Source organism: Mesorhizobium sp. M4A.F.Ca.ET.050.02.1.1 (assembly GCF_003997725.1).
In the GTDB taxonomy this organism is placed as follows: domain Bacteria; phylum Pseudomonadota; class Alphaproteobacteria; order Rhizobiales; family Rhizobiaceae; genus Mesorhizobium.
Genome location: NZ_RZSG01000159.1, coordinates 1 through 9,914, shown reverse-complemented (window position 1 = coordinate 9,914; position 9,914 = coordinate 1). Strand labels below are relative to the sequence as shown.

The window sequence follows — 9,914 nt, the reverse complement described above, 5'->3', positions numbered from 1 at the left end:
ATCCGACACCGCCGATCGCGGCGTCGATGGCGGCTTCCGCGGTGTTGACGCGAAGCCGGGAGCGGACCGGCACGGCTACCTCGCTCTTGCCGTCGGCGAAGGTCCAGGTGGCGGGGGCTGAGAGGTTCTCGAACGTAATGCAGCTGTGCGCGGCCAAGGCTCCCGGGGTCTGCGGTGTGCCATGCGCGGCAAGATAGGCAGGGCTTGCGCAGACGACACGGCGGATCGCGCCGACACGGATGGCGACAAGGCTGGAGTCGGGCAGGTCACCGATACGCACGGCAAGGTCGATATGCTCGTCGAGCAGATGGGTTATCTGGTCCGACAGCGTCAGCCGGATATCCACCTCGGGATAGGCGGCGAGGAAATCAGTTACCACCGTCAGCACGTGCAGGCGGCCGAAGACGATCGGCGCGGTGACGACCAGTTCGCCCCTGGGCGTGCTGTATTCGCCGGCGGCGGCGCGCTCGGCCTCGCCGACCTCGTCCAGGATGCGGCGGCAGGCAGCGAGGTAGGCCTGCCCGGCATCGGTCGGTGTCAGCCGCCGCGCCGAGCGGTTGAGAAGGCGCGTGTTGAGATGCCGCTCCAATTCCGAAACCTTGCGGCTGACCGTGGCCAGCGGCATGCCTAAATGGCGCGCCGCGGCAGAAAGGCTGCCGGCCTCCACTGCGGCGACGAAAAGCGACATGGCCTCGAGGCGATCCATGGATCTTCCAGGAAATGGAAGGTGCTATTCCAGATATGCCATCTGTATCCGAAATATGGAAGGCTTATGTTTGGGTGCATCACCAGTTTTGGAGGACAGCGCCATATGAACGCCCATGCTTTCGCCAGCGACGTCGCCTTCACGCCGAGCGTCAAGGCGATCCAGGCACGTAAAGGCTCGCGCGAAGCCTATTCCCGCGTCGAGGAGCGCGGCGGCTGGCGGGATGTCATCACGCCCGACCTTGCCGCTTTCATCGCGGCGCAGACCAGCGTCTTCCTGGCGACCGCCAATGGTGAGGGTCAGCCCTACATCCAGCATCGCGGCGGACCGGCCGGCTTCCTCAAGGTGCTCGACGAGAAGACGATCGGCTTCGCCGACTTCACGGGCAACAGGCAATTCATCACCCAGGGCAATCTCGCCGACAATGCGCAAGCTTTCCTGTTCCTGATCGACTATGCCCACCGTCAGCGCATCAAGGTCTGGGGCAGGGCGCGTGTCGTCGAGGGCGACGCCGAACTGACGGCGAGCCTGATGCCGCGAGGCTACAAGGCGCGTCCCGAGCAGGTCATCTTGTTCAACGTCTCGACCTGGGATGCCAATTGCCCGCAGCACATTCCGCAGCGCTTCGAGGCGGCCGACGTGGCAGCGGCGCTGGCCGAACGCGACCGGCGCATCGCGAGCCTCGAACAGGAGGTCGAGCGCCTGCGCGGGGTCGCCGCTACGGGGTAATGCGGGCCGGCGGCTTCTCGCTCTTGACCACGGAGGCTTCCGCCAGGGCGATGCCGTCGGCGGTCTGGCGCAGCGGGACGATGCCGCGCGCCAGCGCGAGCACATATTTGCTGTATTCGGTCAAAAGCACGCGCAACGCTTCCGGCTTGGTCAGCCAGCCGCCATTGCCGAGATTGGTGTTGACCACCGGATAGGGCTCCAGCTTGGCGCCGTGCAGTAGCCGCCCCATCTCCAGCAGGCTGCGCGGCATATGGTAATTGTTGGTGACAAGGATGACGCTGCCATAGGCGTGGCTCTCCACCCATTTGGCGCTCTCCTCGGCATTGCCGATCGTGTCGAGCGCGGCGCGATCGATGTCGACGCAGCAGGAAAACAGCGCCTTGTCGCCGCCGGTCGCGGCCTGCAATTGACGGCGGCTGGCGGAAGGATGAACGCCGCTGATCAGCAGGCGCTCGCCCTTGCCGGAGGCGAGAAGGTCCATCGCCGCGTCGAGGCGCGACTGGCCACCGGTGAGCACGATAATGGCATCGGCCCTGGCGGGGTTAGCGGGCGTCGTCATGTGGCTGACGGTGCTGGCGAACCAGCCGAAGCCGCCGGCAAACAGAGCCGCTAGCGCCAGGACCGAGAAAGCACAGATCCGAAGGACCATGACAAGACGGGCCAGATTGCCGGGCCCATGCCCCCGGGTACCAGCAACTGGCATCCGTCCAGCCGTCCCGGTCGTGTCCCGCGCGTCCATCATCCTATGGTTAATCCTGAAATGCGGCCTTTGATAGATGAAAAGGCGCACATTGCGTTACGGCAGTTTCTCTTGCGTGATCAGACCCTTGCTGAACATGACCGGTTCAGCATTCGCTCGCTCCCGGTTCCGGATCATGCTCAGCTCCCATCCGGCTGGCGCATGTCGATGTCGCTGAGATAGGCGACCACGGTGGCATGGGATGTCGCCGCCGTCAGCACACCGATCACCAGCACCATCAAGCCGACGCCGAGATAGCCAGCCGAGCCGATGGCGAAATTGCCGAACAGGGCTGTCGCCTGGTCCGCCTGGGGCGTGGCCATGTTGCGCGACGACCACCAGGAAAAGACGATGAAGACCAGGATCGCGGCAGCGCCTCCTGCGGCGGCGCCCTTCATGCCGGTGACCAGGAAATGCCAGCGAAATTCGCGCGCGATGAAGCGCGCCTCGGCACCGACGAAATGCAGCACCTCGATGATATGGCCGTTGCCAGCCATAGCGCCGCGCGTCGCGAACACCACTGTCAGCACCGTCGCCGACAGCATCAGCACCAGTACGGCGATGCCGATGGTCACCGTGGTGCGGGCCATGGCCACGAGCCGGTCGACCCAGGTGCGGTGGTCGTCGAGTGCCGCGCTCGGCAGTTTGGGCGCGATCGCGGCGCGCATCGCCGCAAAGTCGGGCGGGCTGTTCTCGTCAATGGTGACGATCACCAGGCGCGGCACCGGCAATTCGTCGATGTTGAGGCCTGTGCCCAGCCACGGCTCCAGCAAGCGGGCGGTAGCGTCCCGGTCGATGATTTTGGTGCCCTTGACGCCGGGAAATTCGCTGGCGATCTGTGAGGCCTGAGCCAGCGCGGCCTCCATGTCGAGGCCGTCGACCGGCTTGATCTGGATCGTCGCCTCGCGCGAGATCTGGTTTTCCCACACCGAGGCGGTGTCGCGCACCAGGGTCACGGCGCCGAAGGTCAGGCAGGACAGGAAGGTCATGATGGCGATGACCAGCACCAGCGCCCGTCCGGCGATGTTCTGAGCCGGCACGATCGGCGCCATCCTGCGCTGGGCGCGCTGCATCACGCCAGTCATCTCGGCCGGCTGGTCATGGAGATGTTCGGCGGAAAGCTCAGTCATAGATATCCAGCCTTCCGCCGGCGAGGATCATGCGTCGCGCGTCGACCTGCTCCATCAGGCCGAGGTCGTGAGTCGCGATGACCACGGCGGTGCCGAGACGGTTGAGCTCGATAAACAGCCGAAGCAGCCGGCGCGCCAGCGGCGGGTCGACATTGCCGGTCGGTTCGTCGGCGAGCAGGATCTCGGGCTGCTCAATCAGCGCGCGGGCGATCGCGGCGCGCTGCTTCTCGCCGCCGGAGAGCACCGGCGGCAGCACATGCATGCGCTCGCCAAGACCGACCCATTTCAGCAATTCGGTCACGTCGGTGCGGTAGCTCGCCTCCTCGCGCCCGCGCACGCGCAGGGGCAGGGCGACGTTCTCATAGGTGGTCATATGGTCGAGCAGGCGAAAATCCTGGAACACGACGCCGATGCGGCGCCGCAGATGCGGCAGCTCGCTGCGCGAGATGCGCGAGCGGTCCTTGCCGAAGATGGTGATCAGCCCGCGCGTCGGCTTCAGCGACATGAACAGAAGGCGCAGCAGCGTCGTCTTGCCGGCGCCGGAAGGCCCGCTCAGGAACTGGAAGGAGCGCTCCGGTATGTGCAGGGAAATGTCGCGGAGGATTTCCGGACCCATGCCATAGCGGAGGCCGACATTTTCGAAGCGGATCACGTTCGGCGACCTGGAACTTGCGGCGGCGAAACGCCAGCCCTTTCTCTCAAAAGACCATCGGCCCGCATGGTTAACCCTTGGTTAATTTTTGATGCTTTTCGATGCATCACCGGGGTTCCGGTGGGGAAGCGTTAACCATTTGCGTTTACCCAAAAGAAACGAACAGCGAACAGGTGCTTTCAGTACTGGAGCCATATGGCTAAGGATCGAACCGCGCGCCCGGTTTCCGGCGAAATCATGGCCGGGCTGGGGACAAGTGCCGCGCTGCAACCGCGCGGGCCGGTGATCGACATCGTCGATGCCGATTACGAGGTGCTGCCGCGTCTTTCCGCTATGCCGGAAGCGCCGGCGGCGTCGCCTTCCCGCGCGACCGCCACGCCTACCATCGAAGGTATGGACATGCTGCGCAAGCCGGAGGCTGCGACCGAGCGGCAGCCGGCATCGCGCGGCGGACCGCTTTTCTGGATTGCCGGCGTCAGTGCGGCGCTGGCCGCCTTCTGGGTCTCCGGCGGCCATGCGCTGGTTCGTCAATCGCCGTTCTGGAAGGCCGCGCAACCGGCGGCGGTGTTCAGCATATCGGACATCACGTCGCGCATCGACGCGTCGGGGCTGAAACCTGTGTTGTTCGTCGACGGCGAAGCCGCCAATGACGGGGCGCAGGCCGCGCAAATGCCGCCGCTGGAGATCCGCGTCACCGGCAATGACAGCCAGGTCACCCGCTATACGCTGGGGACATCCGGCCGCTCGCTGGCGCCCGGCGAAAGATTTGGCTTTTCCAGCCGCCTCGATGTGCCTAGAAACGGCGTGAAGGCCGTGGCGGTCAACTTCGCCGGCTAAGGCGGAACAGCATCGCGCGATCCGGCGCAAAATCAAGAAGTTCTACAGCGCGTTCGCTGGCCTGAAGGTCGCGGTCCTGTAGGCAAAACGCCTGGAGGGCGAAAATGCCAGTTGTGCGCGGCAAGGATATCGAGGTCCTGTTTTCGGCGTCGGCGATCGCCCGCCGCAATCTCGAGCTCGCCAAGGAGATCGCCGGGCGCGACTACCATGACCTCCTGGTGATCTCGGTGCTGAAGGGATCGTTCATCTTCGCCGCCGACCTGATCCGGGCCATGCACGATGTCGGCCTGTCGCCCGAGGTCGAGTTCATCTTCATTTCCAGCTACGGCGCCGGAACCACCAGCGGCGAGGTGAGGGTGCTACGCGACATCGACAACGAGGTCGCCGGCCGTGACGTGCTCCTGATCGACGACATCCTCGAATCCGGCAAGACGCTCTCCTTCGCCCGCGACCTGATGCTGTCGCGCGGCGCCAGAAGCTGCGCCATCGCCGTGTTGCTCGACAAGCGCATGCGCCGCCAGACCACGCTCAACGCCGACTATGTCGGCTTCGACTGCCCGGATTATTTCGTCGTCGGCTACGGCATGGATGTCGCGCATGCTTTCCGGGAATTGCCCTTCGTCGGCGTCGTCAAGGGCGACGCCTAGGCATTCTCGGGGCGCTGGAGCGAATTCTGAAAAGGCCTCATCGACGTTTCAAATTTTCAGAAAACGTCAACGTTTCACCGCCATGTATCTTGCCATGGCAAAGCTTCTGATCGTCGAGGACGATGAATCCGTCCGCACTCTCGCCGCCCGCGCGCTCGAACGCGACGGGCACAGCGTGGCAGTCGCCTGCGATGGCGCCCAGGGCCTTTCTCTCATCGAGGCGGCGCGGGGCGGCTATGACCTCGTCGTCTCCGATATCCGCATGCCGGAGATGGACGGCATCGAGATGGCCACCGCGGCGGCGGCGCTGTTCCCGTCGATGAAGATCATGCTGATGACCGGCTATGCCGACCAGCGCGAGCGCGCCGAGGAATTGAACGGCATTATCCTCGACGTCATGCAGAAGCCTTTTACCCTCGCCGAAATCCGCGCCCGCGTCGGACGCGCCCTGAACTGCTTCGCCTGAGGTTCCGCGCCGGAGGCCCGCCCGGCACGATAGTCCAGGAATCGCATTGCGTTCACGTCGCGGTGGTCGGCGATCACGCCGTGTCGCCTGTCGGCACGAGCAACGGCGGAGCTGCTCTTAGCCGCTCGGTGCGGAAGGCAAGCAGGCCGGCGCCAATGATAAGGGTGGCACCCAGCACGGTCGCCGAGGTGGCACCTCGGCGAAGAACAGGAAGCCCCACAGCGGCGACCAGATGATGCCGGTATATTCAAAAGTGGCGACGCGGTTGGCCTGCGCAAGCCGGTAGGCCTGCGACAGCAGGATCATGCCGGCCGAGGCGACGAAGCCGCAGGCCGCCATCTTGAGAAGGTCGGGCAATGCCGGCCAGATCCAGGGCCGCACCAGGAATTCGAGGCTGGGGTGGACGGCGTGCTCTATCCCGGCAAGCCGGAACAGGCCGGCGACGAGCAGCGCACCGGTCAGGTAGGCGCCGTTCTGGTAGAACGCCATGACGGTGGAGGATTCGGTGTCGCTTATCTTGCGGGCCATCAGCTGCGAGAGGCCGTAGAGGAAGGCGGAGCCGAGCGACAGGAGCGCCGCCCAGTCGAACAGTCCGGCGCCCGGCCGCAGCATGACGAGGACGCCGAGCAGACCGATCAGGACAGTCGCCAGCGTCTGCCAGGAGACCCGTTCGCCAAGATAGGGCCCGGCAAGCGCCATGATGAACAGCGGCGCCATGAAATAGAGCGCCACCGCGTCGGCCAGCGGCAGGGCGGCGATCGCCAGATAATAGGACGTATAGGACGCGAACTGGATGAAGGCGCGCAGCGTCAGCGTGCCGAAGCGCTTCGAGAGCAGGGCTTTCAGCCCGACATCGGCGTGCACGATAACGATCAGGATCGGCAAGGCGACGATAGCGCGGATCGCCATGACCTCGGTAACCGGGTAGAGGCCCGACACCGCCTTGACGAGCGGATCCTGGAGCGAAAACACCAGCACGCCCAGACAAAGGCTCAGGATGCCAAGCACCATCCTGTTCTGCATAGGATTCGGCCCCCCGATTCGCGCGATCCCAAACCGACGCATGCGGTAAAAAAGAACCCGCCACCGTTCCAGGCAGCGGGTATGAGTGAGGACTCGATTGGTCCGCAGCCGGTTTCAAGGGCTGCATATCCAATGGGTGAGGCGACTATCCTCCGGCGTTTGACATGTTGCAAACGAATTGGAATGATGCCAGCAATCAAAATTGCTTATGGTGGATGCGATGAAGCCGACGCTCGACAGCGATCTCCTGCGCACCTTCGTTGCGGTGGCCGAAACCGGCAATTTCACCAAGGCGGCGGAGCAGGCGGGCCGTACCCAGTCGGCGGTGTCGATGCAGATGAAGAAGCTCGAGAGCATGGTTGGCGACAGCCTGTTCGAGCGCGGCTCGCGCGGCGTGGCGCTGACACGGCGCGGCGGCGAGCTGATCGGCAATGCCAGGCGCATCGTTTCGCTGCTCGACGAGACGGCAGCGTCGATGGCGGCGGCGCCGCTTGGCGGCCCGGTGCGCATCGGCATTCCCGAAGAGTATGGCCATGCCATACTGTCGCGCGCCCTTGGCGCGTTTTCGACGCGCCACCCGAAGGTCGAGGTGACGGTGCGCTACGCGCATTCGGGCGCGCAGACAGCGGCGGTTACCGCCCGCGAGCTCGACCTTGCGGTTGTCTTCGAATGGCAGGATCTCGCGGGCGGCGAGGTGCTGATGCACGACCCGACCGTCTGGGTGACGTCCGAGACGCACCACAGGCACGAGGAGCGGCCGGTGCCGATCGCGCTCTACAGCCGTGACGGCTGGTGCCGCGACTTCGCCATCAAGTCGCTGGAACAGCGCGGCCTTGCCTATCGCGTCGCCTACACCAGCGACACCAATGGCGGCCTCAAGCTCGCCGTCACCTCCGGCCTGGCGATCGCGCCGATCTCGCGCAGCAACATCCCGGCAGGCTGCCGCGAGCTGACCGCCGCCGACGGCTTCGGCGACATCGATTCCTCCAATGTCGTGCTGCACCGCAATCCGCTCGCCGCCGGCGAAGCGATCGACAGCATGGAGAATGCCATCCGCGAGGCGTTCACGCTGACGCCCGGCGCGCTCCTCGACGCCTGACTTGCGCTGCTTCAATCCGGTGGGGCGGTGGCGGCTCCGTTCCTACCCTGGCGGCGTGCTCTCGGAGAAGGTCAGACGGTTGCCGAACGGGTCGTCGACGGTGACCTCTCTCGTTCCCCAGGGCGTCTCTTCCAACCCCGGCCTGGCGTAGCGGTATTTCTTCACCGTCAGCTCCCGATGCAGCGCCGCTATGTCGGCCACTTCGACGCGGATATGGGAGCCCGGCGAACCGTCGCCATGATGCTCGCTCAGATGCAACTCGCAGCCGTCGCGGGCAATGCCGGTGTAAAGCGGCGCACTGTCGTCGAAACGGTGCTCGAACCGCACCTCGAAGCCGAGGAAGCCGAGATAGAATTCATGCGCCTTGGCGACGTCGAATATGCGCAATATCGGAGTGACGGCACCGAGCTTCGGCATGGCGTTGCGACCGTTGGGAAGGGGCGGGCTATTTCAGTTCCAGCAGCCGTTCGAGATAGCTGCGTTCGATGTCGGGGCTGAGCGCGTTGCCGAGCCGCTTCCGGATCGCTTCCAGGATCTGGCGCGCGCGCTGGACATCGATCTCGTCAGGCACCTTCACCGAATTGCCGTCGTCGGGCCCGCGCGTGGCGCGCGGTCGGCCGAGCGGGTCGCGGTCGGCATCCTGCTGGCGGCCGCCCTGCTCGCTGCCGCCCTGGTCGCCCTGCATGGCCTGCAGCTGCTTCATCATGTCCTTGGCGCCACGGCGCAGCGCCTCCAGCGCGCGGCCCTGATGGCCGACGGCCTGGTCGCCGTCGCCTTCGCCGAGCGCCTGCTCGGCATTGCCCATCGACTTGCCGGCATCGCCAAATCCCTCATTGGGCTGCATGCCCATGCCTTCCAGGCCCTTCTTCAACTGCTCGAGGTCGTTTTGCAGCTTGCCCTGGCCTTCCTGCAACTGCTTCAGGGCGTCGGCGAACTCCTGCGGCGTCATCTGCCTCGGACGCGCGAGCGGGTCGCGATCCTCGCCGGGGCCAGGCCTGTCCTCGTCCTGGCCGCCGCCGTTCTCGCCGAGCTGCTCGTCGCGGTTCTCGCCGCGCTGGCGCTGGCCGCGCTGCATCTGGTCCATGCGGAAGGTGTCGTTCATCATCTCCTGCTGGCGCCGCATGATCTCGCCCAGCTTGTCCATCTGCTGGCGCATCTCGCTGTCCTGCTCGCCGCCCTGCTGCTGGCGGCCGGCCTGCAGGTTGTTCATCATGTCCTGCAATTGCGACAGCAACTGCTGGGCGCGGTCGCGATCGCCGGATTTGGCCAGGTTCTCGATCTCGTCCATCATCCTCTCGATGTCGCTCTGGCGCAGTTCCTGGCCGTTCTGCTGCATCTGCGGCGCGTTCGGGTTCTGCTTGGCGCGCTCGGCGAACTCCTGCAGGAACTCGTTCATGGCCTCGCGCAGTTCCTTCATCGCCTTGTCGATCTCTTCGTCGCTGGCGCCCCTGTTGATGGCATCCTGCAGCGCCTGCTGCGCCTGGCGCAGCCGCCGCTCGGCGGCCGACAGATTGCCCTCCTCGATGCCGAGCGCGATTTCCCAGAGATAGGACACGACATTGCGCAGCTGGTCGTCATTGTCGGCCATCTTCAGCCGGCTGCGGGCGCTCATGATCGCGAGGTAGTGCGCCATGTTGTCGAACGTGTCCTCGGGGCGCAGCGTGATGGCATCCATCAGCTCGAGCACGCGCGGCTTCGAATTGGCGTCGAGCCCAAGCATGCGGCGCTGCTCGATCACTGCGCGCGCCAGCGGGTTGGCGAAGGGCCGCTCCGGCATCATCAGCGTCTTGGTCTCGCTGGTCGCGGTGTGGCCGGCGTCGTCGGTAGCGGTGAGCGTCAGCTTGATGCTGCCACCGGACCAGACGTGCTCGGTCAGGTCCTTGCTG

The 9,914-nt window shown here is 65.3% G+C and carries 11 protein-coding genes and 1 pseudogene; 5 read left to right on the top strand and 7 right to left on the bottom strand.

Features of this window, described 5'->3' with window-relative positions:
- Positions 1–706: LysR family transcriptional regulator (locus tag EOA33_RS13405; RefSeq protein ID WP_145989131.1), on the bottom strand; the 706-nt coding region annotated here is incomplete at its 3' end.
- Positions 707–811: 105 nt separating this feature from the next.
- On the opposite strand from EOA33_RS13405, the gene EOA33_RS13400 reads away from it, so the two are divergent.
- Positions 812–1,435, top strand: coding sequence for a pyridoxamine 5'-phosphate oxidase family protein (locus tag EOA33_RS13400; protein ID WP_126058086.1), 624 nt, complete (start codon positions 812–814; stop codon positions 1,433–1,435).
- Here EOA33_RS13400 and EOA33_RS13395 read toward each other — a convergent pair.
- The 3 genes from EOA33_RS13395 to ftsE all read right to left on the bottom strand — a co-directional run bounded on the left by EOA33_RS13395 (position 1,425) and on the right by ftsE (position 3,956).
- Positions 1,425–2,177, bottom strand: a complete 753-nt coding sequence (locus EOA33_RS13395; protein WP_127405828.1) for a YdcF family protein — start codon at positions 2,175–2,177, stop codon at positions 1,425–1,427. The two genes, EOA33_RS13400 and EOA33_RS13395, sit on opposite strands and share 11 nt — an antisense overlap.
- Positions 2,178–2,314: 137 nt before the next feature.
- The gene (locus EOA33_RS13390) at positions 2,315–3,304 is read right to left on the bottom strand and encodes an ABC transporter permease (RefSeq protein WP_126058088.1); all 990 of its coding nucleotides are present in this window, start codon (positions 3,302–3,304) and stop codon (positions 2,315–2,317) included.
- Positions 3,297–3,956: a cell division ATP-binding protein FtsE gene (gene ftsE, locus EOA33_RS13385; protein WP_023757234.1), complete on the bottom strand. Its 660-nt coding sequence runs from the start codon at positions 3,954–3,956 to the stop codon at positions 3,297–3,299. The genes EOA33_RS13390 and ftsE overlap by 8 nt, the downstream gene beginning before the upstream one ends.
- A gap of 195 nt (positions 3,957–4,151) precedes the next feature.
- Here ftsE and EOA33_RS13380 point away from each other — a divergent pair, with 195 nt between their 5' ends.
- From EOA33_RS13380 to EOA33_RS13370, 3 genes are all read left to right on the top strand, one after another.
- Positions 4,152–4,793, top strand: coding sequence for a hypothetical protein (locus tag EOA33_RS13380; RefSeq protein WP_126058089.1), 642 nt, complete (start codon positions 4,152–4,154; stop codon positions 4,791–4,793).
- 104 nt (positions 4,794–4,897) lie between these two features.
- Entirely contained in the window at positions 4,898–5,440 is a 543-nt protein-coding gene (gene hpt / locus EOA33_RS13375; RefSeq protein WP_127405827.1) for a hypoxanthine phosphoribosyltransferase, read from the top strand.
- A 94-nt stretch (positions 5,441–5,534) separates the two neighbouring features.
- Complete coding sequence (locus tag EOA33_RS13370) at positions 5,535–5,906, top strand: response regulator (RefSeq protein ID WP_126058091.1); 372 nt, start codon at positions 5,535–5,537, stop codon at positions 5,904–5,906.
- Positions 5,907–5,979: 73 nt separating this feature from the next.
- On the opposite strand, the pseudogene EOA33_RS13365 reads toward EOA33_RS13370, so the two are convergent.
- Positions 5,980–6,929 (bottom strand): annotated as a pseudogene (locus tag EOA33_RS13365) (DMT family transporter).
- Between the two features lie 220 nt (positions 6,930–7,149).
- Here EOA33_RS13365 and EOA33_RS13360 point away from each other — a divergent pair.
- Positions 7,150–8,028, top strand: coding sequence for a LysR substrate-binding domain-containing protein (locus EOA33_RS13360; protein WP_127405826.1), 879 nt, complete (start codon positions 7,150–7,152; stop codon positions 8,026–8,028).
- Positions 8,029–8,070: 42 nt separating this feature from the next.
- Here EOA33_RS13360 and EOA33_RS13355 read toward each other — a convergent pair whose 3' ends face one another.
- A complete protein-coding gene (locus EOA33_RS13355; protein ID WP_126058094.1) occupies positions 8,071–8,445 on the bottom strand; it encodes a glyoxalase superfamily protein in 375 nt (124 codons plus the stop codon).
- 28 nt (positions 8,446–8,473) lie between these two features.
- The coding region (locus EOA33_RS13350; protein ID WP_127405825.1) for a TIGR02302 family protein at positions 8,474–9,914 on the bottom strand (1,441 nt) is incomplete at its 5' end.